Genomic DNA, 23,773 nt, shown 5'->3' with positions numbered 1-23,773 from the left:
TTAACCTATTAAAATGCCGCCGTCGAACCTCATATGCGGACCTCCGGAGCTGACCCAGGCCATTTGTCCACCCTTTCCACATGCCCCAAAGGCGAAACCGAAGTCCTTTCCAACGGCTGAAATCTTTTTGATGGCCTCAATCGCGATTCCAGTTATGGAAGTGTCTTTTACCGGCTCTGCCAGCTCTCCACTCCTTATCGTGTAACCGAGGGCAACACCGACCTGGAAAGCGGTGTTGAGCTGGGCCTGTCCTCCCCTCGGAAGGACAAGGTAGTATCCAAACTCGATGTCCTCAAGCATCTCCTCAAAGCTCCAGTCTCCGGGCTCGAAAAAGGTGTTTCTCATTCTGATTTTCGGAGGATTAAGGTAACTCTCGGCCCTTGCATGCCCGTTCGGCTCAATGTTCAGCCTGAAAGCCCGTTCCCTGTCAACCATAAGCTCGTTCAGGATGCCATTCTTCAGAATTTCCACCTTCCTGACCGGAACGCCCTCATCGTCGTACTTATCGTTTCCAAAGCCGTTCTCCATCGGCCCGTCGCTCATGCTCACAAAGTCTGGGGCTATCCTCTGACCGAGTAAGCCTTTGAAAGATGACTTCTCGGTCAAATCGGCCTCCGCTGGATGACCGAGAGCCTCGTGGGCTATCAGCGCCGAGAATTTTGGGGAGAGCACAATGGGCCATTCGCCCCTCTTCGGCCGAACAGCATAAAACTGCGGACGGAGACGCTCCAAGATTCTCCTGGCAACCTCTTCGTTGGGATTCCTCTCAAAAATCTCCCAGCCGGCATCGACGCTCCCGATGTTGTCTCCGGCGGAGGCGACAATGTTGCCGGACCGGCCAACGGCAGTTGCCATCTGAAAGAGGTAGTTGTAGTCCCATTCGATTTTTGCTCCCTCGCTCGTCACCAGAACCTTCCTTCCGCCCGCATCCTCGTAGTGAATCCAGACTGATTTAACGGTGGAATCTTCCAGCAGCAGGGTACCCAGCTCCTTAACGTGGGCGACTTTCTCTTCGACATCTATTTGGGCGGGTTTAATCTTCATCTTGCTCTTCACGAAGTCCTGGACGGGCTTTACCTCAGCCAGCTCAATCTTCTCTTTCTTGGTTTGGGCTGCCGCCTTAGCAAGCTTGTAAGCTCCCTCAATGGCTCTTTCAAGATTATCAAGCCTGCTCGTCGAAGAAAAACCCCAAGCACCATCAGCCAGAACCCTAACTGCAACACCTTCCCTCAATCTCCTAGAGAAGGCATCGAATCTACCGTCTCTGTAGTCGAGAGTTAGGAGACTGATGCTCTCAAATCTAAGCTCAGCATACTCTACCTTAAACCGCTCCGCCCGCCTGAGGGCTCTCTCAAGGCGGTCGATCACGCTCCCACCTCACACCACGTCAAAGCTTATCTCCAAAAGCTCCTTGCTCTTCCTAAAGCGAACCTTCCTTATCTTTATCCTCCCTATTTCGCCCGTCGTTGCCGTGTGCTCCTTGTTGCAGGCATTGACGTTCCAATCCTCGATGACGGCAACCTTGAGCGTTTTGACCTCTGGCGGTATCGGAAAGAGGTCGTACATATCCTCACCAAATCTTTTCTCGGCCTCCTTTCTCGGAAGCTCATAGATGTGAATTGGAACGTTTTCTTTTACCTTCTCGTTGGCGAGGCGCTCAATCTCTGCTACTTCCTCGGGAGTTAGTTTCCTGTCGAACTTGACGGTTAACCTTCCATGGTTCCCACCAACATAAACGCTCGCCGTCCACTTAGCGCCCTCGCCGAGAACTTTAACGACCGCACCCTTGACCACGTGGAGGGCGGTGTGAGTTCTAACCTCAACTGGCTCCATAAGGCACCCTAATAGGTTGGAATATATGTTTATTAAAGCTACGGGTAAACTGAAACAGGGATTATTCAGTCTGGTTTGAATGTTTTTCAGTTCATAAATGCCCTCACCGAATAATTCCCGCAAGGAACTTGCATTATTCAACAAAAACCGTTATAACTGTCAAGAACGATACATCAGTGCCAACCTAAAAACTTTTGAGGTGGTTAACATGGCCGAAAAGAAGAGAAAGAGGGTACTCATTCTCGGTGCCGCCGGAAGGGACTTCCACAACTTCAACGTCTTCTTCAGGGACAACCCCGAGTACGAGGTCGTTGCTTTCACCGCAACCCAGATTCCCGACATAGAGGGCAGACTCTACCCACCCGAGCTTGCCGGCGAGCTCTACCCGAACGGAATACCGATATGGAGTGAGGACGACCTTGAGAAGATAATCAAGGAGCACAACATTGATATCGTTGTCTTCGCCTACTCAGACGTCTCCCACGAGCACGTCATGCACCTCGCCTCTCGCGCTCACTCCGCTGGCGCTGACTTCTGGCTCCTCGGCCCGAAGAGCACCATGCTCAAGTCCAGCAAGCCGATTATAGCGGTTACCGCCGTCAGAACCGGCTGTGGAAAGAGCCAGACCTCGAGAAAGGTTGCCCAGCTCCTCCAGGAGATGGGCTACAAGGTCGTCGCCATAAGACACCCGATGCCCTACGGCGACCTCAGGAAGCAGATCGTCCAGCGCTTCGCCAGCTACGAGGACCTCGACAAGCACGAGTGCACCATCGAGGAGAGGGAAGAGTACGAGCCATACATCGACAGGGGCATGATCGTTTACGCTGGAGTTGACTACGAGAAGATCCTCCGCGAGGCCGAGAAGGAGGCCGACATAATCCTCTGGGACGGCGGAAACAACGACTTCCCGTTCTACGAGCCAGACCTCTGGATAGTCGTCACCGATCCCCACAGGCCTGGCCACGAGCTCAAGTATCACCCAGGTGAGACCAACTTCAGGGCTGCTGACGTCATAATCATCAACAAGATAGACACCGCCAACAGGGACGACATCCAGAAGGTCAGGGAGAGCATCGAGAAGGTCAACCCGAACGCCATCGTCATCGACGGAGCTTCACCGCTCTATGTCGACCAGCCAGAGCTCATCAAGGGCAAGCGCGTTCTCGTCGTCGAGGACGGTCCGACCCTCACCCACGGCGGCATGAAGTACGGTGCTGGTTACATAGCCGCCAAGAAGTACGGAGCTAAGGAAATAATCGACCCGAGGCCCTATGCCGTCGGCTCAATCATCGAGACCTACAAGAAGTACAGCCACCTTGACGTCATCCTCCCAGCAATGGGCTACGGTGCCAAGCAGATCAAGGAGCTCGAGGAGACCATCAACAGGGCCGACGCTGACGTCGTCATCATGGGCACCCCCATCGACCTCAGGCGCGTCATGAAGCTCAACAAGCCGGCAGTCCGCGTCAGGTACGAGCTCGAGGAGATCGGCGAGCCGAAGCTCAAGGACATCCTCAAGGAGTTCGTCGAAAAGTGCGAGAAGCTCAAGAAGTGAGCTTCTTAATCTCCCGTTTTCTTTTCCATACTACCAGTCAAAAGTAATCTTTTTATAAAAAGAGATCCACTCAATCTTTGGTGAATGCCATGATGGAACCAGGAATATTTTTTGCCCTATGGGGATTTGGATGGATTTTGGGCATTTTAGGCCTTGTCGCGATTGTGTGGGTGATCTACGACGTGCTGGTTAACCAGAAACGCATGCCCGACGTTGAGAAGGTGGTATGGATCATTGTAGCACTCTTCCTCGGAATAATAGGCGCGATAATCTACTACGTTATCGTTAAGTCCAGCCACAAGTATGAGGAGCCGAGGGAGGAAAGCCCCAAATCCAACGAGGACATTCCGGTTTACTGACCGGAAGCCTTTTAGGCATGACACCCAACTATCCCTGCCCGGGGAGCACCGCCGAAGGCGGAGTCAATGAACTTGGGCGGGTTATTACCCCCTTATAATTAGAACTTGCTCTTCTCAAGGTCCATAAATGGTTGAAAAGAGGAGTTCTCAGCCTTTATAAATCACCCCCCATAACCTGGACAACGACCTTTCTCTTCCTCGGCCTAACGTCCAGCTCAACGAAAAATATCTGCTGCCACGTCCCCCTGAGGAGCCTGCCGTCAACGACGGGGAAGCACTCGCTCGCGCCGAGCAGGGTTGCCCTCAGGTGGGAATGGGCGTTGTCGTCGATTCTATCATGGAGGTAGTCTCTACCTTTGGGTACCAGCTCCCTCAAAGCTCGCTTGAAGTCCTCCAAGAGACCCGACTCGTGCTCTATTGTAACTATCGCCCCAGTTGCACCAGGAACAAAGACAAGAACCTGGCCGTTCTTTATTCCCGACTCCTCGACAATTCTCTCGACATCATGAGTTATGTCAATGAGATCAATCTCACCCTTCGTTGAGAAATGGAGCTCTTTCTTAACGACCTTCATACCACCACCCAAAGAGAACTCCAAGGGCAAAGCCTATTAGGTTTGCGGCCATGTCGTAGGGCGAGAAAGTCCTGCCCGGGACGAATAGCTGGAGAAACTCAAGGAGAAAGGGCAGGGGAGTGAGGTAACGCCAGAGGGGCCAGCCCAGAAAACCTAGAATTAGGAACTCGGCAAAGTGTGCGAGTTTGTCGCCATTTTCAACCGGAGCGGAAGGAATCCTAGGGGCTAGATTGAGGAAGAGGAGCAGAAGTATGTAAAAAGCAAGGAGTTTTCGCCTCAAAGGAGTTCCACCAGCCTTTTGAGCTTCTCTACAACCTCGACGGGGTCCTTCCCGAAGAAGTAAACGACGGGCTCGACGCCGAAGCCACCCTCGTCGATGATGGCCTCGTAGGCTCCATCCTTGAAAACCGCCGCGATCCTCTTAACAGCCTCATCCTCACTCAGTCCACCGGTTTTAACCCTTGCGACCTTAAAGCCAGCCTTTTTGAGGGCATTCTCCACATCCTCACCGTACCTTATGTTCAGGACGCTCCTGATTTCAGGTCGTATTTTCCCAAGTTCAACGAGTATCCCGGCTGTAAAGCTGCTTGCACCGAACTCTGGGGGCAGTGCGAAGGCTTTTCCTTTGACGGAGGTTATCCTACCCGGGATAGCAGCAACGTCCTCTGAGCCTCTTGGGTTGGGAAGAGCATAGGCGAAGTTGCTCCTAACCTCAGGAATCAGCGAGGGAAACGTCTCATCTCTAAGCAATTCGTTGAGGGCCAGATTGAGCATTTCAAGGATTTCTCCCCTAGCGGGCTGGGCCGAGAAGAGCGAGCGGCAGGATTCCTCACTTACTCCAGCATACTCAGCATAGAACCTGCACAGAAAGCCATTCTGGAAGAGCTCGAAGAACCTGCGGGAAGTGAGAACTATGGCGTCTTCTCTGCTTCCCCCGAAGAGTATGAGCTTTGACACTTCTGAGGCCAGCTTTTCAAGCTCGTCCGCGACTTTCTTTGGCGGAACTTTGTACTTACCGGCAAGATACTTGCTCACCATCGCCTGGGTTATACCGAGGTACTCGGCAATCTGAACCTGCTTCATGCCGCTTTTGTACAGGCTTTCAGCTATCTTGGCCCTGAGGAATGGCATGAGTTCCTCGGCAATATAGAGGCTCGGCGTCCTCATGCTACCACCCTAAAACCCGGTTATTGAAAATTCGAACCAGAGTTTAAAGCATTACTGTCAACAAATTTATGTCAAAAAATGTTTAAAAACTAATCAATTTTTACATCAGAAGGGCACTTATGGAATGGAAAGGACGTGACGTGATAAGCGTTAGGGACTTCTCCAAGGAAGACATCGAGTTCGTTTTGAAGATTGCCGAGAGGATTGAGGGGGAGCTCAACGAGAAAGGCCATCTTGAGTACGCAAGGGGCAAGATTTTAGCCACGCTCTTCTTCGAGCCATCGACGAGGACGAGGCTGAGCTTCGAGAGCGCGATGCATCGCCTCGGAGGCTCTGTGATAGGATTCTCCTCCGCGGCAAGCACGAGCGTCAAAAAGGGGGAGAGTTTAGCCGACACCATAAAAACGGTTGAGCAGTACAGCGACGTAATAGTTATACGCCACCCGATGGAGGGTGCGGCAAGACTCGCCGCCGAAGTGGCTGAAATCCCCGTCATCAATGCCGGCGATGGAAGCAACCAGCATCCCACGCAGACTCTCCTCGACCTCTACACTATAAAGCGCGCCTTCGGGAGGATAGACGGCCTCAGAATAGGCCTTCTTGGTGATTTGAAGTACGGAAGAACGGTGCATAGTCTGGCGGAAGCTTTAGCTTTCTACGACGTCGAGCTTTACCTCATCTCACCGGAACTCCTAAGGATGCCCAAGCATATAGTCGATGAGCTACGCGAGAAGGGCGTTAAGGTCCACGAGACGACAGATCTGGAGGGAACGGTTCCCGAGCTGGACGTCCTATACGTGACGAGGATCCAGAGGGAGCGCTTCCCCGACGAACAGGAGTACCTCAAGGTCAAGGGGAGCTATCAGGTGAACTGCGCCGTTCTGAAGAACGCAAAGGAGAGCCTCAAGATAATGCACCCGCTCCCAAGGGTCGACGAGATACATCCAGAGGTTGACAGGACACCCCACGCCCTCTACTTCCGCCAGGTCTTCTCGGGCGTTCCGGTTAGAATGGCTTTGCTCGGACTCACTCTTGGAGTTCTGGAGGGATAAAGATGGCCGAGCTCAAGGTCACCGCGATTAAGGAAGGAACCGTCATAGACCACATTCCGGCCGGAAAGGGCCTCAAGGTCATCGAGATACTCCGCCTAAACAGGCCTAACGGGGGAGTTTTGCTCCTTGCCTCAAACGTCCACAGCAAGAAGCTAGGCAAGAAGGACATCGTTAAAATCGAGGACAAGTTCCTGAGCGAGGAGGAGGTCAACAAGATATCGCTCATCGCGCCAACCGCCACGGTTAACATCGTAAGGGACTACAAGGTGGCGGAGAAGTTCAACGTGGAGATTCCGGACGAAATAGTGGGAATCCTCCGCTGCGCCAACCCCAACTGCGTGAGCAACCACGAGCACGTCGTTTCGAGGTTCTACATCGTCTCGAAGAGACCACTAAAGGTGCGCTGTCACTACTGCGAGAGGACGATGGAGGAGGACGAGATTCTGAGCAACCTCTGAGAAAGGCTTATAATCCCCGCCCCTATTTTTTAATTGTGAGTGGTATGAAAAGAAACGTTGCGGCGTTAGTAGTTGCGTTCATCCTCATCGTGAGCATAGCCGGATTCGTTTATCGGGGAAGCCCATCGAAGACGGACTTCACCAGAACCCAGAGCACAAAAAACGATGGAGATATTAGGGTATACGCAATGATTGAAAACGAAAACGCCGCCTTTGAGATGGCTCTTTTTAATATCGAGATTGGTAATGCAAAGATAAACGAGACCAACGTTCCAATGCTGGCATACACTGGAGCGCCCGGAAGGGTTGTGTTCAAGATTAAAGGATGGGCAATCAACTGGAACGGTGTCGAATTTGATGTCAGTGGAAAAGTAACCGTAAGCACAGAGACCGGAAAGACCTACCTGATAACGCTGGAGCCCGTCCACGAGCCGGGCATCTTTGTTATGAGGCTCGACGAAAAGCTCAGCGGCGTCATCGGCCGGGACGTGCCGACCATCATATTTCTCGAGGATTCCACAGCCGTATGGGATATCCTTGAGCGGGCAGGCTTTCCCACCGAGCTCACGGTCAACAAAGAGCTGAGGGAGAAGTACTTTAACTTATGGAAGGAAACCGGGAACCTGAGCTACCTGCAGGCATACAGGGATTTAAGCTACCACATCAAAACACTCGGCCTGATGGCCAAGCTTGGCAGCCTCGATGGGCCCGCAGTCAGGACTCTAGTTCTGGGCCTCAGGGCCACGGATTATTACTACTCCCACTGGAGCAAGCCGGGAAGGAAAGACTTGATCCTTGTCTTCTTCAATGACTCCCCCTACTACGGTGCACTCAAAGTCCAGGACGGCCCGATTTGGAGCAGGCTGCCCTTAATCTACTACCCCGCGAGGGGCTTCAACTTATACCCAGTCTCGGCACTCCACTGGGCGGAGATATACTACGAGAGAGGCAATTACGATGTCATGCTCGAAATCCTGGACGAGCTTCTTCCGTTCGCCACCTACGGAAGGTACAGCGGCACCGAATACGCTGTCTTCCACATCTATTTCCACTTCCAGAACGCGAGCGTCCCGTGGGTTTCAGGCTACGCCCAGGGCATGGCGGCAGGGCTTTATGCACTGGCATACAACCTCACTGAAAACGAAACTTATCTCGAAACCGCAAGGCTCTTCCTGAACTCATTCGACCTCCCGCTCGGTCAGAACGGCTTCGTTGTCCAGACGAAATATGGCCCCTGGTACTTGGAGTACAACTACTACCCGGAGCAACTCGTTCTGAACGGCCATATAATAGCTCTCCAGGGGCTGTACCACTACTGGAAAGTCACCGGCGACGAGAGGGCTTACAATCTCTTCTGGGAGGGTGCAATGAGCGTCAAAAAAGCCCTGCCTGATTTTGACACCGGGGACTGGAGCAGGTACGCGAGCATCTACGACTCCTCGAGCGAGTTCTACCACAGGCTGCACATAAAGCTCCTCGTCTGGCTCTACATGAAAACAGGCGACGAGACCTTCCTGGAGTACGCGGAGAAGTGGAACGAATATCTAAAAGAAAGAGGACTAGAGCCAGAGAACATTCCCCGGCTACTCAAGGAGATGGGGAAGTGACCTCAACACGGGCAGCGTTGCCGCCAGACCAACGAAAACATCTATGGCGCTCTGTACCGCGTTTGGAAGCCCTATCGCAACCCAGAAGGGAACACCCGTCCACTTCTCAACGGTGCTTATCACTGCCTCCCTCGGAACGCCGAGCCATATGGGGAGGGCGTAGTAGTAGTTGAGGGCCACCATGAGGGGTATTCTGATGGCTATTCCAGCGAGAAAGCCAACGATGGCGAAGAGGACAATTCTGTTCGGGGATGCATTCTCGATGTCAAAGCGCGTTGCTCTCTTCGCTATTTCAAGGCCGATTAGAACCGCCAGGGTCGCGGTGGCCTTCATACTGGCTCCGAGCCAGCTTGACGGGGAAATTATACTCAGCCCAACGAAGAGCAGGAAAAGCGCTATCAGTCCCCCGGTGAAACCCACGAGGAGGTAGACCATAACAATCGGGACTGCAACGAGGTCTATCTTCATGCCCCATATGGTGGGCATCTCTATTGGCATGACCTCAAGCATCAGCGAAAGACCGAGCATAATTCCTATTACCGCTATCTCCTTGGGCTTGAGACTCCTCATCTTCATCACCAGCCCGAAGTTTGTTCCACAATTTATAAATTTTTGTTCCCAATATGAAACACTCGCGAGGACAACCTCCAAAAGAATCCTTAAAAACCGGCCGGCCAAAATAGGGACGCTAAAAGGTGGTTCGATGATAGGCGTTGAAGAGATAACCAAGCTCGTGAGAGAAATCAGGTTAGAAAATGGATTTCCCAATAGCCCATTCAGGATAGACGAAGTTCGCTACAACCCCGAAGGAGACAAGCTTTTCATTATAGCCCACGATAGAACCGACAAGAGCGTCGTCATAGGCAACAGCTTCGTCATCGGAAAGCTGAAGGAAAGGCTCGGCGTCAGGCAGGTAACCGTTTACTCAAATCTTGACCTCGAGATAAAGCGGAGGAAGCTGAGGAAAAACGTGGAGCTCGTCAAAGGGACTGCTCTTGAGTTTCTCCTACCAATAATCGAGGCCGAGCTAAACTTCCCGCCGAGAAAGTGGCCCGAAGTTGAAGGAGACCTAAAAACGCTCGTTTTCCTCAGCTTCAACGCAAAGGCTTTGCTCGGCTTCGCAGAGAGGCTCAACCTCCCATACGAGGCCGTCGGAATACGCTACGCGTTCCCGAAGATGAAATACGAGCCAATTGAGGGCGAACCAATCGAAGTTCTCTTCCCGGACGAGGAAAAGCTCCTGAACCTCGCAAAGGAGAGGAAAGCAAAGCTTGTTCTGGCCGATTTTCCATTTGATCTGAAGTTTAAAGACGGAATAGCACTCCTCAATCCCTTCCGCTTCCTCCACATAGGCTTCTTCGAGCTGAAGTACCTGTTTGGCTTCGAGAAGCCCGTGGTGTACGATAAAAAGGCCCTCGTGGATTTTGTAATAGACCTGACCTATGAGGGCCTGATGGAATCAACGGACGGTGCTAACTTAATCTGGAGGATGTGGCGGCGATGATAGTCGGCGTGGTTGGCAAGATAGCGGCCGGGAAGACAACGGTGGCGAAGTTCTTTGAGGAGAGGGGCTTCTGTAGAGTCAGTTGCAGTGATCCGCTTATAGACCTGCTCACCCACAACGTCGAGGACTACTCGTGGATTCCGGAGCTGCCTGAGGAGGCCGAGCCCACAAGAGAGAGGCTGATAGAGTTCGGTAAGTATCTTAAAGACAAATACGGCGGCGATATACTCATCAGGCTCGCCATAGACAAGAAGAGGCACTGCAAGAACATAATCATAGATGGCGTCCGCTCCCGGGAGGAAATCAAGGCGATAAAGCGCTTTGGGGGAAAGGTCATCTACGTCGAGGCAAAGCCTGAGATAAGGTTCGAGAGGCTGGTACGGAGGAAGGCAGGAAAGGATAAGAGCATCAAAAGCTTCGAGGACTTTAAGAGGATGGACGACGCCGAAGAGGAGTTGTACCAGACTTCAAAGCTGAAGGACATGGCGGATTACGTGGTGGTGAACGAGGGAACTCTAGAGGAGCTCCGTCGAAGGGTTGAGAAGATCATTAAAGAGGTGGTTGGATGAAGCTTCTCATCATTGCTCCCTGTTTGCTCAGCCCGTTTTACGTCTATAGGGGTCCGAAGGAGAAGGAGTACAGGACGGCTGAGGAGCTGAGAAGGCTTTTCGCTCAGCTTGGCGATGAGTGGCAGGTTCTGGCCTACCCATGCCCCGAATACGAGCTGATAGGCTGGCCAAGACCGCCCATGAGCAGGGAAGCTTACATGCACCTCGGGATGGTAGAGAAGGCAAAAACGATAGCCGATTTCATAGGCCGGGTTCTGACTGAGGAGATGCCTGAGAAAGTGGTTTTTCTTGGAGTCAGGGGTTCCCCAACGTGCGGCATCTTCCACACGAGCTCGAGTGACCCGGAGAGCTATCCCTACAAGACTGTCCAGGAGTTCTTCTACCTGAGCAAGGAGGAAAGGCTGAAGCGCTCGAAGGAGCTGGTGATTGAGCAGAACTTCAGGCTCGTCCAGATGCCCGGAATACTGTTTGAAATCCTAATGGCGAGGTTCCCGGAGGCAGTTTACGTCGAGTTCGATAAGGAGGATATCGAGGATAGTATTGAGAGGGTAAAAGAAGCTCTTAGGAACTAAGCCCTCGCTATTGCGTCTTTTACCAGCCTCTCGGCCTTCTCCATCAGTTCTTTCGCCTTCTCCTCGGTGTGGGCCTCGAGGGTTATCCTCATTATCGGCTCCGTTCCGCTCGGTCTAAAGAGAATCCACCAGTCACCGTTCTCAATCCTGACGCCGTCGATGTCTATAAGTCGCTCGTAGTCGAAGGACTTCAGCGCCTCGTGGACGATTATCTCCATGGCCCTTGCCTTCTTTCCGTTGGGACACGGAATCTTGGCCCTGAGCGTAACGTAGCGCGGCACTTCCTTGGCGAGTTCACTTATCGGGCCGAGCCTATCTATCATCTCAAGAACGAGAGCTCCTGCGAAGATACCATCGGGGGTGAGGTTCCACTGGGGGATTATCCACGTTCCCGAGGGCTCGCCGCCGAAAATTCCGCCGTGTTTGGCAAGCTCATCGGCCACCGCAACGTCACCGACACGCGTCCTCAGAACATCACCGCCAAGGGGCTTGATGTAGTCATCTAGGGCAAAGCCGGCATCGACGGTTGTAACTACCTTACCCTTCCCGAACTTCCTGAGCATGTAGCCCGCGATAAGCGAGAGCATCACCTCGTATTCCACGAAGTTGCCCTCGTCGTCGACCACACCAATCCTGTCGGCGTCACCGTCGTGGGCTATTCCGACGTCCGCTTTCATGGCTTTGACGGTCTTTGCCAGCATTGACAGGCTCTTCGCGTTCGGCTCAAGCTCCCTCACGAAGAAACCGCTGGGGTGAGAGTTAAGGCTGATAACCTTGTTCCCAAGCTCGCGCTGGAGGTAAGGACTGAGAATAGAACCCGCACCGTTTCCAGAATCGATTACAACGGTGTAAGAATTATCAAGGTGCACTATCTTCAGCGCTTCTCTAAGGTATTCTTTCTTAGGGTCGGCCGTTCTAACCTTTCCAATTTCGTTCCACGCGGCCTTTCTGAAGTTCCCGGAATCAATTATCGCCTCAAGCTCGTTCTCCATCTCTGGCGTGTATGCCATCCCGTTGGGCTGCCAGACCTTTATGCCGTTGTACTGGGGAGGGTTGTGGGAGGCGGTTATTGTAACCCCTGCGTCAGCCCCGTAGAGCTTGATGGCAAAACCGGTGAGCGGGGTAGGTGCGAGGCCTATGTCGATGACGTCAACACCAGTTGATAGAAGTCCGCTTATTAACGCCCGTTTGAGCATCCCGCCGCTCGTCCTCGTGTCCCTGCCGACGACAACGGTTCCGACGCCGAGGTAGGTGCCCAGCGCCCTTCCGACGTTCAGAGCAAGCTCTGGAGTCAGCTTTTCGTTGACGATCTCCCTGATGCCGCTTGTGCCGAAGTACTTCCCCATGAGAACCACCCGTGAAAATGATGGAGAAAAGTAGAATGGGCAAAATATAACCCTTTCGTCACTTCTTCACGAGCCTGTATATGGCCACCTTGACCTCGTAGCTATCGACATTCATCGGCGCCTTGTAGTCCACCCTAACCTGGAAGGGCTGGCTTGAGCCGTAGATCATGCTCTCCATTTCAGATTCAGTCAGAACGTTGCCGTTCTCGTCGAGTATCACTATCTTCTCAACAGTCCCCTCGCTTTCAGCAGTGATGTAGTACTTGCCCGGCTCGAGGACATTCGAAAGATAGAAGACGTCTCCAGAAACCGTTTCGGTCTTGCCCTCAACCAAGACCTGGTCGTAGGCGTTGAGGTAGTAGTACTGAACACCAAAAACAGCGACTACGCCAATAACGATTAGAAGAAAAAAGCCGATGATAAGCTTCTTTAGCAGTCCCATTTTTTCACCCCTTCTCAGCTGTCAAACTGGAGGAACTAACCGTTACGAGTCCAGGAAGTTCCTCAGTAGTTACATCTCCTTTCTGAAGGCGCAACAAATCTTCTGAGGACATTGAGAGCGTCACCGTCCCGTTGTCAGCCAGGTATGTTATGGAGACAGTCTCCACCCATGGAACATCTTCAAGGATGAGGAATGACATGGCAAAGTAGTCTTTCCAGAAACCGTCCCTGTCAGCCAGGTACTCCAACGTAACGCCTGTACTTTCGTTGGTGATTGAGACGTTGGTAATAATTACATCAAAGATTCCCAGATCGCTCTCAACTCGAAACTCCTGCGTCCTGATGTCCTCAAGTTCCGGATTCGAAAAGTCACCGTTTCTAACCGTCAATGCCACTACGGGCTCACCAAGATAGTAAGCCTCGACACGGACTTCTTTAGCAGGATTTGATTCATAGGCCCTTTCAGCCACTGCATAGAGAATCCCGGCAAGGTTCTCGTTGACCGCAGGTGTTTCCAGCCGAACCAGTGTTCTCTCGCTCGAAAGCGAGACATATGCATCCGGGATACCCATTGAGATAACCGCATCCCTCAAGGATGAAGCCTCCGAGTTTGTATACTGACCCTGTGGGTCATCCGAAGATGAGCCATTAGGGTTAAAGCCTGGGATGTTATCCGGTCCAAGGTTGTCCGGGACTTTAACGTAGCCGTTGAGGTAGAGGTAGCCCCCGAAAAGGAGCAGGATTAAAAGAAATGCCCAACCTTTCATATCCTCCCCTCCTCGAAGAGCTTGTTGATATAGAACCGTATCCGCGCTTCCTGGTCTCTGTACTCTCCCCTGGACTGGGCGTTGAGGGTCTGGGTTCTACGATCATAGCTAGTTTCTTCCATCATGTCCCGTATGGTAGCCGCTATGATGTCCTTGTACTTCCAGCCGAGCTTTTTGTAGCGAACCGCTGTCTCAGCGGTCTTTCTGAACTCCCACGCATAGTCCTGGGCCACGGCCTTTTTGACGGCTATACCAAGCGACTGGATTGTTAACTCGATTGGCTTGGTCGCGGGGTTGCTCGGTGCCAAGTTCTTACCCGGCGAGAGCTTCAGCTCCCTCTCTTCGATGCCGCTCATGTCGTTGTAGAGTGAAGCGCTCCTCCCGTTAACATGTAAATCAAGTGCAGTCTTCCTGACGGCATCTTCTCCCTGGAAGAGCTCGTTGTCCTTGTTGGCCTTGATGTAGTCCTTGAAAAGACCAACAACCGGCACGGAGTACCTCTCCAGAAGCCCATCGAGTGCCCCAATGGAGGAGTCGACGGTTTTATCGAGGACGTATTTGTTTCCGTAGTACTTCAGCTTGAAGCTCAAGGCGGTTCCTTTCGCACCACCGACATCCTTGTTGATGACCTTGATCAGCTCCCCCTCGGGCGTTTTGATGCGTATTACTTCCACGTTTCCGCCGCTGAGTGCCTGAAGCTTCTTCATTGTCTCATCCATCCTGGCCTTTGCCTCAGGGCTTAAGGTGACGTTTGACTTCCTAAAATGGGATGAGTTGCCCGCAGTTTGGGGTTCCAATTCCGTTTCAGTAGAGGTGGATGGAATAGCAACGCCCTCATTATCCGGTACACTAGAGGACACGTCAGCTCCGCCGCTGGGGATAGGTAGCGAAAACCTGTTGCCGGGTACAGTGTTCAGGTATTTGTTGATAAGCTTCGGGAGTATTGACCCGGCATCGCACGAGGGATCCCCGTCGTAGTACCACCCGTAAGCCCGGATTATATATGGTCCTTCGATGACGATGTAGCTCACGGCGATCTCTGGAATGGGAACCTGTTCTGGATGGTCATTCCACCACTTCTCACAGCTTGAGGAGAGGCACTCATAGGTTATCGTCCTTCTGAACACAGTCCACTTAAAGTCGGATGAACCATCGACCCCATCAATCTGGTAGCTCATCCTTGAAGGATTTCCATCCATCTAAGATGCTCTCAAAGTACTCCCTTTCCTTACTGGTGTTGGTAAAATAGCCCATCCAAAGCTCAAACTTGTGGGTTTCGTTGTATATATCAGATTCCCTGCAGGCAAACACAAACTCAGCAAGACTGTAGGCCTCAGCAGTGCCCAGCATGGTGTATCCAGATGTCAGTTTGAGGTTTAGGGCCGCGAGCTCAGAATCACTCGGTGGAGGGCGCGCGTAGGGTTCAGATGTCTCCCCGGAGGCCACCATAGACCCTATCAGTAGCCAGCCTAAGAAAATGACCACCAAAACCGGCCTGAATGTTTTCATAATCTCATCTCCTGAGCCACCTCCAGAACCACTTCAGGAACACCAAGAACAGAACCACTGCCCCAAGGATCAGAAAAAGCCCGATCAGCGGACCGAGAATGTGGAAGCCCGTGAGGGGTTCCGAACCCATATACTCACTTCCCCAACAAACCCATCTCGTGGAAAAGAAAAGCGGGACAGGGCTTGCATTTCTACAAATTACGCAGTTATGGGTAATAAGGCTTTTGGAAAATTCAGAACAAGCTTTCCCGAAGATTTTTCACAAGCTCAACCAGCTTTCTGGCCCTCTCAAGCGAGACCTCGTTCTCGACTTTCCCCCCGCGCTTTATCCACGTGCCAATTATGAAGCCATCCGCATGCTTCCAGAGCAGGGGAAGGTTGTCATAGGAAGTTCCAGAACCAACTACGACCGGCACGGGGGAGATTTTCTTCGCCAGGGCGAGCTTTTCTAGGTCAACGGGCTTTCCTGTTGCCCTCCCACTCACCACGACTGCATCGGCAAGACCTCTCTCTACGGTGTCCAGCAAGGCGTCCTCAAAGTCCCCGAAATGAACCGCGTGTTTGACGTGGACGTCGGCAAAGACCTTTATTTTGCTCGGAAGCAGCTTCTTGATCCGGGCGAGCTCGTGGGCTATGCCCTCTATTATCCCTTGGTCGGTGTAGGCCACTCCACTCAGGACGTTCACTCTGATGAAGTCGGCCTTTACGGCGTAGGCAATCGAATAGGCTGCAACCCCGTCGTTCCTGAGGACGTTTATCCCGAGGGGAATTGAAACCTCCTCGCGTATGGCCCTGGCAACGACCGCCAGAGACGCGACTGTAGTTTTGTCAACGTACTTCGGGAAGGGCACGTCCCCGAAGTTTTCCACCATGATCGCGTCGAAGCCAGCTTCCTCAATCGTTCTCGCGTCCGCTATGGCCCGCTCAATGAGGGAATCAAAGTCACCATCGTAGAGGTATGAACCCGGCAGGGGCTTGAGGTGCACCATCCCGATAAGGAGCTTTTTCTCAAAGTCCATGGAATACCACCAGTTAGGGTTGGAAGGAGAGATATTAAACTTTGCCCGAGTGGAAATTGATGCCCATTACTCAGCTCAAAAATCCATCAACGCTAAAACTTTTACACTATGGAAAAACTTTATATAAACTAAAGAGGAAATAAGAATATCATGGTGAAGCGAAAATACGTCGCGTTTTTCACCCTCATCCTGCTTTCCATCCTATTAGCCTCATCCGTACTAGGCCCAGCTCTGATAAGGGCCCCACCTCAGACGAAAAGCCTGGAACGGTTTCTTCTTCCCCGGGAGGAACCGGGAAACTATACCAACGAGACCGGTCCTCCGATAAAGGTTCCCGGGCCAACTCAGTTCATGCTGCTCGTTACCGGGGCCGCCCACACCCACTACCTCAGGCTCAACGTCTACACGGACTACGTGGACGGAAGGTGGGTTACGAGAAACGTCACAGCCGTTCCGGGCAATGTCATCGCACCACCGGAGATAAATGTTCCCCACCACGCAGAGAGGGACGAAATTACGGTCATTTCGTTCTTCCCGCTCCACGACAACCTTTACACCTCACTCTACACCACGAGGGTGAACGCACCCGGTATCGAGGCCGTTCCGGAATACAACCTATTCAGAGCGAGCCTGAACATCAGCACGTACTCCTTCTCGGCCGTCTCCTATACATTCGACTGGCCATATCTCCTAAACCTCACTGCTGAAAACCAGACTCTCTATCTAAGCGCACCCGAGGATATTGAACTAAAGAACTTTGCGCTGAGTATAACCGCCGGAGAGAGCTTGGACTACTTGAAGGCACTGAAGATAGTGAGATACCTGGCAAACAACTACCAGTACGTTGAAAACCCCTCACCCCCGAATGATACGGACAGGCTGAAATGGTTCCTCTTCGAGTCAAAGGCAGGTAATTCCTACGACTTCTCATCAGCTTTAGTCATCCTCGCAAGGCTCAACGGCCTTCCAGCAAGACTCGTGGAGGGCGTTTACATCGATGCAGTTCCAGAGACGCAGGTAGTGACCGAAAAAAACCTGCACTTCTGGGCAGAGATTTACTTTGAAAAAGCTGGCTGGCTTATCTTTGATCCATTCCACCCAGATCCAAATCCCTTCATCCCCTTCGAGCTCGAGGTCTCGCCCACAAATATGACCCTCTCCCCAGGAGGATACGGCGAAATAACGGCGAAGTTCATGCGCGTTGCGAGCGGGACGAACGCGACGGTAACCGTAATGGATCCCACGGGAAAAACGATAGCAACCTTCGAGAAGCCGGGGATATACAACATGAGAGTGGGGCCCTTTGAGGAGCCCGGATATTATCCAATCATGGTAAACGCCTCAACGAACGCCGGAGTTCCGCAGTCAATAGTGCGCTTCATCCCAGTGATAGTCCCAGGGAACTTTACGGTAGTTCCCGAGGTGCCCGCTGCGTCTCTCGCCAAGGGAGATATTTGGTGGCTGGATCTCGACATAACCGGCGATGCCGAGAACCCAAAGGTGATAACAAGCTCGGAGCTCGTTTACTCCTGGACTACGGTCTGGGGCAAAGCGGGAGTCTCCATAGGCCTGCAGGCTCCCCACGATTCTCGATTGGGGTGGCACGTTGAGAAAATTGTCGTCGTAGACAAAGGGTACCGCTTCCCAGTTTACCTCCCCATCTTTGTGATAGAGAGAACCGATATACGCGTGATAGCTCCAAATACCGTTACGGCCGGCGATTCCTTCAAGATCGGAGGGGCTGTGAGCGGAACCATCACGGGAGAATTTCCAGAGTGGGGCATCATATATGCGTTCCTAAGCGACGGCCAGAGGGAAATTTTAATCGGCTACACCAACATCTCCCGGGAAATCTTCACGCTCCGAGCCAAGATACCGGAGTACATATCCCCCGGAACAAAGGAGATATCGATCTACTACATCCCACCCATTGGACATCCCTATCTCCCCTCGATGACTGCAACATTTGTGACCGTCAGGGGACTCGCGAAGTTCTCGGTGCCCGAGCTGGTTCTGGCGAGGCCCGGAAACATCACCATTGCAGGAACCCTGATTGGAGGGGACAAAAGGCCAATAGCCAACGCAAGCATAGAGTACTATCTCGATGGGAATCTCATCGGAACCGTCAACTCCTCCGAGAGGGGCGAGTTCTCAATAATTCTTCCAGTTCCCTCGGTAGAGAGCCATACCCTCACCCTGAGATACCCTGGGAGTTCTGACTACTCCCCCGCCACCGCGGAGGTAGATGTAGCCGCCGTCGAGCTAAAAATTCCAGAAACCACAGAGGCAGAGCTGGGCAGGCCTGTCAAGATAAGCGGAAGGCTCGTGGGGGTTCAGAACGCCACGCTAGAGGCCTACGTCTATCCAGGAAAGACCTACACCATCCAGGTGGTCAACGGAAGCTTTACCCTAACTCTGGAGCCCTTCCCGACAGTTGGAGATAGATCGATAGAGTTCCGCCACGGAGCCTACACCCTGGGCAGAAGCACCGTGGTGGTGGTTTCTCCAGTCGAGATAAAGCTGCTGACGTCAAGGGCTGAAGGCAAGGAAGAGGCTCAGATACGGTTCCAAGTTGTGGACTCAACGAACGAGCCAATTAAGGGTGTGTTTCTAGATGTCGTGATAGACGGCCTCGTGAAGCGCGTGATGACGAACTCGTCTGGAGTGGCAACGGTTGAGGTTCCCGTGCCTGAGGACGAGGTGAACGCAACCGTTAAGGTCCTCTTCGAGGGCTCGACATACTACCTTCCAACCCAAAAGACCTTCCACGTCGTTATAGCAAGGAAGAGGAAGATTCCCTGGCTCTACATCGGAATCGCGCTTCTCATAGGTGCAGTCATCATCAGGTACAGGCTTGTGAGAAAAAAGCCTCCAGAGGCCAAGCGTGAGAAAATCCTGAAGATAATCTTCAACAACGGGATACCCCTCTTCAGGGAGGGCGAGACTATGGAGATAAGCATTGAATGCGAGGACGAACCTGAGCTCTACGTTGACGGCGAGCTCGTTGGAAAGGGCAGGGAATTCAGACTCGAGCTCCCGCTCGGTAAGCACATCCTCGAGGTTCGCTGCGGTGAGCTCGTCGAAAAAGCAACTGCGAGGATAGTAAAAAGCTACAACGAAGCCGTGGTTGGCTATTACGAAAAATGCTTCCTGCCTTGGGCCAAAGAGCTCGGGCTGGACGTCGACGAGATGACCCCGAGGGAGATATCCACAATGCTGACGGATATGATGTATCCCTGGGAGCCGCTCGACCTCCTTACGGAGATATTCGAGAGGGCCAAGTACAGCCACCGTGAGGTGTCAAGGGAGGAGTTCATACGCTTCTACAGGGCCCTCCTCACCCTTGTTGGAGGTGGTTGCGTTGTTTAGGCCAAACTGGGGAAGGCTGACGCTGTACATTGGAGCCGTCGCGCTGATCTACGCCCTCTCCTCCCAGATCAAGTGGATGGGGGCGCTGGTTGTCCCTTCCATTGTCTTGGCGGTTTTCATGCTGGCCGCGGACATCCTGGAATCCTCGGGAAAGAAAGTCGAGTCACTCATGATCCGCGTTGCTGGAAGTGCGGCTACGCTGGCATTCCTTCCTCCCTTCGAATGGAGAACCCCCGCCGCACTGATAATCCTGGGAGTTGGGACAGTGCTACTAGCTCCCCACCTCGAGAAGAACCAGAGAGTAATCAGAGGGACTGGACTTCTCCTCCTCTTCTACGGCCTATCGCAGGTGAACGTCCTGCAGACAGTCGGCAACACCTTCCTCTACGCAGGAATGGCTCTGTTCATAGGCTATACGATAGCAGAGCTGGGTCAGAGGGGACGTTCATGGGCAGATGTCATAGAGCGCAACCTCGTTGGAATCGGCATCCTCGGCGGAATTCTTGGTCTGTACTCCAGCGTTAGAGGAGGGCTAAGTGAGAACTATCCCGGCCTGGTTTTCTACGGAGAGTGGCTCGTACTCGTCCTCGGCGTCATCGTCGCCGGCTCGATGGTCCACTCCTATGTGGGGGAAAGGGACCCAGAGAAGTACCTGCTCTCCCAGTGGAGGCGCCATGAGTCGGAGACGATAGAAAAGCTCGGACCTGAGCTCGCTAAGGCCAGAGAGGCGGTGGAAGATTTTGTCGTCAGGGGAAAGAAGGGCCCGCTTATAACCTTCATTGCCTACTATGGAGCAAGGCTCTTCGACGACAGAACGCGTTTTGAAAGTCTCATCTCAAGGATAGCGGACTATGAGAGCAGAAAAACGTCGATTCTCACGCCAATCTGGATAAAGCACGCCTACGAAAGGAGGGAGCTTGAGAGAAGGATGAAAATCGTCAAGGAGGTTTTTGACGAACTCAGGACGATGATGGGGTGATAGTATGATGGATGTTAAAGAGGCCTTTGAAATCTCACAGGGGATAATCGATAGGATTGGACGGGTTTACCTCGGCAACGAGGTGGTCATCAGGAAGACTTTGGCAGCCGCCCTCGTGAACGGCAACATCCTCTTCGAGGATTATCCCGGGCTCGGAAAAACGCTTCTGGCAAAGGCATTCGGAAAAGTTCTCGGCCTGAAGTACACACGTGTCCAGTTCACACCGGACCTCCTTCCAGCAGACATCCTGGGAACGAAGGTGTGGCGTCAGAACAAGGGAACCTTCGAGCTGATAAAGGGTCCGATCTTCACGCACGTTCTTTTGGCGGACGAGATAAACAGGGCGCCGCCGAAGACCCAGTCGGCTCTCCTCGAGGCTATGGAAGAGAAGCAGGTGACAATTGAAGGCGAAACCTTCCCTCTAGAGAGGCCGTTCTTCGTGATTGCAACCCAGAACCCCATTGAGTTTGAGGGGACTTATCCGCTGCCGGAGGCTCAGCTCGACAGGTTTCTGCTGAGGCTCCGCGTTGGCTATCCCAAGAGCCTCGAGGATGAGATAGCCATTCTCGAAGCGCGTCTGAGCTGGGGCAAAGACGACCCGACAGGAGACATGGAGCCTCTGGTAGACAGGGAGACCTTTGTGGGGATGCAGGAAACCGTTGAGAAAGGGATTTTCATCAGCAGGGACTTGCTGAGGTACATAGCAGAGCTGGTAAGAAACGTCCGCTCCGACGAGAGAGTTGAAGCCGGGCCAAGCCCAAGGGGTGGAATAGCCCTCATGAAGGTGGCAAAAGCTAACGCACTCCTAAACAATAGGGACTACGTGCTTCCAGATGACATCAAGGTCTTCGCGGTTGATGCCCTCGCCCACAGGATTATGATCAAGCCCGAATACGCCTTCGAGGGAATCAGTGGAGAGGAGATAGTCAGAGAGGCTCTCGAAAAGACGCCCGTGCCCAAAGAGGGCAGGAGTGGCTGATATGCGGAGGAACCTCGTAGGTTACATGCTCTGGGCACTCCTCCTGGGAACGCTCTTCCTGGCTCCCGGGATGATAAGCTTAGCTGTTATTCCGCTGACTGTTCTCGCACTGGCGACCCTCATAGATCCGCCGAGCGGTGTTACCGTCAGGAGAAAAATTTCAAAGCGTGAGATAAGGCTCGGTGACGAAATCGAGGTGCGTGTTGAGATCCGCGTCGAGCGTGGAATTGGAATCGTCGTGGTCAAGGACCCACTCCCGAAGAACGTCGCGCTAACGGAGGGAAGCAACACGGGGGTTTTCTTCAAAGGGCTTGGTCCGCTGAAGGCTAGCTACTCCTACAGGATACGGCCCATTATGAGGGGCTTCTACACCCTGCCAAAGAGTGAAGTGACCACCAGAAACCCCCTCGGGACGCGCTACCTCTGGGGGGTTTACGGGGAGGAGCTCAAGCTTAGGGCGGTTCCAAGGGTTCTCCGGAGCGTGCCCATTGCCGAAACGAGGAGGAAGGCAAGGATAAGCATTCCCGAGACCAGCTTCTCCATAAGGGGACCTATCTCAACGGACTTCAAGGAGATAAGGCGCTATCAGACCGGCGATCCAGTAAAGCTCATCAACTGGAAGGCAACTGCCAGAACGGGGCAGGTTCTCGTTAACGAGTTCGAGAGGGAGGGCAAGAAAACGGTGCTTTTCATCGTCGATGCCAGCGACTCAATGAAGGTCGGAACGGAAAGCGAGAGTCCCTACGAGCACGCCATGAACCTCGTGGCTTCGATGGCGTACCGCTTCCTCAGAAAGGACTACCACGTCGGTCTCTACCTGACCGGGGCAAGGAAGTTCCTTCCACCTGCAACTGGGCCGAAACAGCTCCACAAAATGGTGAAAACCATGATGGACTTTGAGAGGGTTCACGTTGAGGAGGAGGGCTTCGGCGACGCCGTGGAGAGGCTCAAGAGGATACTCCTTCAGTACACCCCCCTCGTCATCTACGTCTCCAACCTGCTGGAGAGCAACAAGAAGGAGGCCAAACGGGGAGCGCTCACAATCATGAACATCCATAGGGGGAAGACAAAGCCGGTAATAGTCGACATCTCTGTTTATCCGGCGCTCGATCCTGAGACGGGAACGCTCATCGAGATGGAAAAGAGGGCAGTTGTAAGGGAGCTCGAGGGAGTCGGGGCCTACATCGTCAGGTGGCTGCCCGGAGAAGAGGACATTGGTGAGATACTGAGCAAACTCCTGGGTGAGATAGGATGAGCTCAAAAACCCTCCTCACCCTCCTGAAGCTCGCGGTTGTAGGCCCTGCCATAGCCCTAACGGCACTTGCCTACTCGAGCCTATTCCCAGCGGAGAACAGGTACCTCATAATGGCCTCGATAGCCGCCATACTCCTCGGTCTTTTCCTGTCGAGCGGCTCCGCAGGTAGGGTGGTTTCTCTCTCGGCGATCCTCTACACCGTCCCATACACCATCTGGGCTTCACAGTTCCTCCCAATAGCGTTTCCAAAGGCATACAGAGAACTGAGCGAGACCATCTTTGCCAGCCAATACCTCCCCAATCTCCAAGCCATATTCCTCCTAATCGGCCTGAGTCTGCTGGCAGACTACATCGAGACTGCGGAGGAATGGGAGGAAGTGCTTGAAAAGCTCGGGAGGAGAGGAATGGGAATTCAGACCATGACCTACAGTGTTCCGATAGTCCTCGGCGCGTTGGCACTTTCGCTTGGCCTTTTGAATCTCGGGGAGGTTTCGGGTATCAAGATGAGCGCAATCCTCCTGCCAGTTATCCTTCTTGCCATCGGGTTAGCTATAGCCTACGGTTCCGTAGAGGGCGGGAAATACAGGAAAGTTGTGCTCGCCGTAGAGATTAGTTCCTCCCACGGAGGTGGAGAGGTGATAGTCCAGACATCGGAGGGAGAAAAAAGCTTCCCGATACTACCATCCGTAGCTTTCGAGTGGGATGTCATCAGGATAGAAGCAGAGCTGAAAGAGAGGCCTAAGGAAGTCTTTCTGAAGATGGGAGAGAAGAGAAAGCCCCTCAAACCCCTTATAGAGAGTGTTGATAGGGAGACGCTCTTTCTCTTGTATCGCGAGGAAAGTTAATATAACACGAACAC

Annotated in this window: 26 protein-coding genes; 13 read left to right on the top strand and 13 right to left on the bottom strand. The window is 52.9% G+C overall.

Features of this window, described 5'->3' with window-relative positions; genetic code table 11:
- Window positions 1–1,365, bottom strand: a complete 1,365-nt coding sequence (locus E3E32_RS08850; RefSeq protein ID WP_167731620.1) for a TldD/PmbA family protein — start codon at window positions 1,363–1,365, stop codon at window positions 1–3.
- Between the two features lie 12 nt (window positions 1,366–1,377).
- Window positions 1,378–1,833 carry an alanyl-tRNA editing protein gene (locus E3E32_RS08845; protein ID WP_167731404.1) on the bottom strand — a complete coding sequence of 152 codons (456 nt, stop codon included), beginning with the start codon at window positions 1,831–1,833 and terminating at the stop codon, window positions 1,378–1,380.
- Window positions 1,834–2,041: 208 nt separating this feature from the next.
- Between E3E32_RS08845 and E3E32_RS08840 the strand changes: the two genes are divergently transcribed.
- Both E3E32_RS08840 and E3E32_RS08835 read left to right on the top strand, forming a co-directional pair.
- Window positions 2,042–3,388, top strand: coding sequence for a cyclic 2,3-diphosphoglycerate synthase (locus E3E32_RS08840; RefSeq protein ID WP_167731403.1), 1,347 nt, complete (start codon window positions 2,042–2,044; stop codon window positions 3,386–3,388).
- Window positions 3,389–3,477: 89 nt separating this feature from the next.
- Entirely contained in the window at window positions 3,478–3,747 is a 270-nt protein-coding gene (locus E3E32_RS08835; RefSeq protein WP_167731619.1) for a PLDc N-terminal domain-containing protein, read from the top strand.
- 154 nt (window positions 3,748–3,901) lie between these two features.
- On the opposite strand, the gene E3E32_RS08830 is transcribed toward E3E32_RS08835, so the two are convergent.
- From E3E32_RS08830 to E3E32_RS08820, 3 genes are read right to left on the bottom strand one after another with little or no spacing between them, the layout of a single operon-like run.
- Window positions 3,902–4,321 (bottom strand): secondary thiamine-phosphate synthase enzyme YjbQ, encoded by a 420-nt coding sequence (locus tag E3E32_RS08830; protein ID WP_167731402.1) that lies wholly within the window; start codon window positions 4,319–4,321, stop codon window positions 3,902–3,904.
- Window positions 4,308–4,601 (bottom strand): VanZ family protein, encoded by a 294-nt coding sequence (locus E3E32_RS08825; protein WP_167731401.1) that lies wholly within the window; start codon window positions 4,599–4,601, stop codon window positions 4,308–4,310. The genes E3E32_RS08830 and E3E32_RS08825 overlap by 14 nt, the downstream gene beginning before the upstream one ends.
- The gene (locus E3E32_RS08820; protein WP_167731400.1) at window positions 4,598–5,488 is read right to left on the bottom strand and encodes a thiamine-phosphate synthase family protein; all 891 of its coding nucleotides are present in this window, start codon (window positions 5,486–5,488) and stop codon (window positions 4,598–4,600) included. The genes E3E32_RS08825 and E3E32_RS08820 overlap by 4 nt, the downstream gene beginning before the upstream one ends.
- Before the next feature lie 119 nt (window positions 5,489–5,607).
- On the opposite strand from E3E32_RS08820, the gene pyrB reads away from it, so the two are divergent.
- From pyrB to E3E32_RS08805, 3 genes are read left to right on the top strand one after another with little or no spacing between them, the layout of a single operon-like run.
- Entirely contained in the window at window positions 5,608–6,540 is a 933-nt protein-coding gene (pyrB, locus tag E3E32_RS08815) for an aspartate carbamoyltransferase (RefSeq protein WP_167731399.1), read from the top strand.
- Window positions 6,541–6,542: 2 nt separating this feature from the next.
- Complete coding sequence (gene pyrI / locus E3E32_RS08810) at window positions 6,543–6,998, top strand: aspartate carbamoyltransferase regulatory subunit (protein WP_167731398.1); 456 nt, start codon at window positions 6,543–6,545, stop codon at window positions 6,996–6,998.
- Window positions 6,999–7,042: 44 nt separating this feature from the next.
- Window positions 7,043–8,605, top strand: a complete 1,563-nt coding sequence (locus tag E3E32_RS08805; protein WP_240910621.1) for a D-glucuronyl C5-epimerase family protein — start codon at window positions 7,043–7,045, stop codon at window positions 8,603–8,605.
- On the opposite strand, the gene E3E32_RS08800 is transcribed toward E3E32_RS08805, so the two are convergent.
- Window positions 8,582–9,175: a hypothetical protein gene (locus E3E32_RS08800; protein ID WP_167731618.1), complete on the bottom strand. Its 594-nt coding sequence runs from the start codon at window positions 9,173–9,175 to the stop codon at window positions 8,582–8,584. The two genes, E3E32_RS08805 and E3E32_RS08800, sit on opposite strands and share 24 nt — an antisense overlap.
- A 133-nt stretch (window positions 9,176–9,308) precedes the next feature.
- Here E3E32_RS08800 and E3E32_RS08795 point away from each other — a divergent pair, with 133 nt between their 5' ends.
- Genes E3E32_RS08795 through E3E32_RS08785 form a run of 3 tightly spaced genes read left to right on the top strand, consistent with a single transcriptional unit; the run spans window position 9,309 to window position 11,250 of the window.
- Complete coding sequence (locus tag E3E32_RS08795) at window positions 9,309–10,109, top strand: hypothetical protein (protein ID WP_167731396.1); 801 nt, start codon at window positions 9,309–9,311, stop codon at window positions 10,107–10,109.
- The gene (locus tag E3E32_RS08790) at window positions 10,106–10,678 is read left to right on the top strand and encodes an AAA family ATPase (protein ID WP_167731395.1); all 573 of its coding nucleotides are present in this window, start codon (window positions 10,106–10,108) and stop codon (window positions 10,676–10,678) included. The genes E3E32_RS08795 and E3E32_RS08790 overlap by 4 nt, the downstream gene beginning before the upstream one ends.
- Complete coding sequence (locus tag E3E32_RS08785; protein ID WP_167731394.1) at window positions 10,675–11,250, top strand: hypothetical protein; 576 nt, start codon at window positions 10,675–10,677, stop codon at window positions 11,248–11,250. The genes E3E32_RS08790 and E3E32_RS08785 overlap by 4 nt, the downstream gene beginning before the upstream one ends.
- Here the strand turns inward: E3E32_RS08785 and glmM are convergent.
- The 7 genes from glmM to E3E32_RS08755 form a co-directional block, all read right to left on the bottom strand.
- The gene (glmM, locus tag E3E32_RS08780) at window positions 11,247–12,596 is read right to left on the bottom strand and encodes a phosphoglucosamine mutase (RefSeq protein WP_167731393.1); all 1,350 of its coding nucleotides are present in this window, start codon (window positions 12,594–12,596) and stop codon (window positions 11,247–11,249) included. The two genes, E3E32_RS08785 and glmM, sit on opposite strands and share 4 nt — an antisense overlap.
- Before the next feature lie 58 nt (window positions 12,597–12,654).
- Window positions 12,655–13,038, bottom strand: a complete 384-nt coding sequence (locus tag E3E32_RS08775; RefSeq protein ID WP_167731392.1) for a hypothetical protein — start codon at window positions 13,036–13,038, stop codon at window positions 12,655–12,657.
- Between the two features lie 4 nt (window positions 13,039–13,042).
- Window positions 13,043–13,804: a hypothetical protein gene (locus E3E32_RS08770; RefSeq protein WP_167731391.1), complete on the bottom strand. Its 762-nt coding sequence runs from the start codon at window positions 13,802–13,804 to the stop codon at window positions 13,043–13,045.
- Complete coding sequence (locus tag E3E32_RS08765; protein ID WP_167731390.1) at window positions 13,801–14,982, bottom strand: hypothetical protein; 1,182 nt, start codon at window positions 14,980–14,982, stop codon at window positions 13,801–13,803. The genes E3E32_RS08770 and E3E32_RS08765 overlap by 4 nt, the downstream gene beginning before the upstream one ends.
- Entirely contained in the window at window positions 14,966–15,313 is a 348-nt protein-coding gene (locus E3E32_RS08760) for a hypothetical protein (protein ID WP_167731389.1), read from the bottom strand. Before E3E32_RS08760 ends, E3E32_RS08765 begins: the two co-directional genes overlap by 17 nt.
- A 4-nt stretch (window positions 15,314–15,317) precedes the next feature.
- A complete protein-coding gene (locus E3E32_RS10205) occupies window positions 15,318–15,443 on the bottom strand; it encodes a hypothetical protein (protein WP_255453214.1) in 126 nt (41 codons plus the stop codon).
- A 103-nt stretch (window positions 15,444–15,546) separates the two neighbouring features.
- Window positions 15,547–16,332 carry a BtpA/SgcQ family protein gene (locus E3E32_RS08755; RefSeq protein WP_167710883.1) on the bottom strand — a complete coding sequence of 262 codons (786 nt, stop codon included), beginning with the start codon at window positions 16,330–16,332 and terminating at the stop codon, window positions 15,547–15,549.
- Window positions 16,333–16,482: 150 nt separating this feature from the next.
- Between E3E32_RS08755 and E3E32_RS08750 the strand changes: the two genes are divergently transcribed.
- From E3E32_RS08750 to E3E32_RS08730, 5 genes are read left to right on the top strand one after another with little or no spacing between them, the layout of a single operon-like run.
- Window positions 16,483–19,701, top strand: a complete 3,219-nt coding sequence (locus E3E32_RS08750) for a transglutaminase domain-containing protein (RefSeq protein WP_167731388.1) — start codon at window positions 16,483–16,485, stop codon at window positions 19,699–19,701.
- Entirely contained in the window at window positions 19,685–20,680 is a 996-nt protein-coding gene (locus E3E32_RS08745) for a hypothetical protein (RefSeq protein ID WP_370456370.1), read from the top strand. The genes E3E32_RS08750 and E3E32_RS08745 overlap by 17 nt, the downstream gene beginning before the upstream one ends.
- Before the next feature lie 7 nt (window positions 20,681–20,687).
- Complete coding sequence (locus E3E32_RS08740) at window positions 20,688–21,659, top strand: AAA family ATPase (protein ID WP_370456376.1); 972 nt, start codon at window positions 20,688–20,690, stop codon at window positions 21,657–21,659.
- Between the two features lies 1 nt (window position 21,660).
- Entirely contained in the window at window positions 21,661–22,914 is a 1,254-nt protein-coding gene (locus E3E32_RS08735) for a DUF58 domain-containing protein (RefSeq protein ID WP_167731385.1), read from the top strand.
- Window positions 22,911–23,759, top strand: coding sequence for a hypothetical protein (locus E3E32_RS08730; protein WP_167731384.1), 849 nt, complete (start codon window positions 22,911–22,913; stop codon window positions 23,757–23,759). Before E3E32_RS08735 ends, E3E32_RS08730 begins: the two co-directional genes overlap by 4 nt.
- Window positions 23,760–23,773 lie beyond the last annotated feature (14 nt).

This window comes from Thermococcus sp. GR6, from assembly GCF_012027415.1.
GTDB lineage: Archaea > Methanobacteriota_B > Thermococci > Thermococcales > Thermococcaceae > Thermococcus > Thermococcus onnurineus.
The sequence above is the reverse complement of the archived record's forward strand: the minus strand, read 5'-3'. Positions and strand labels throughout refer to the sequence as shown.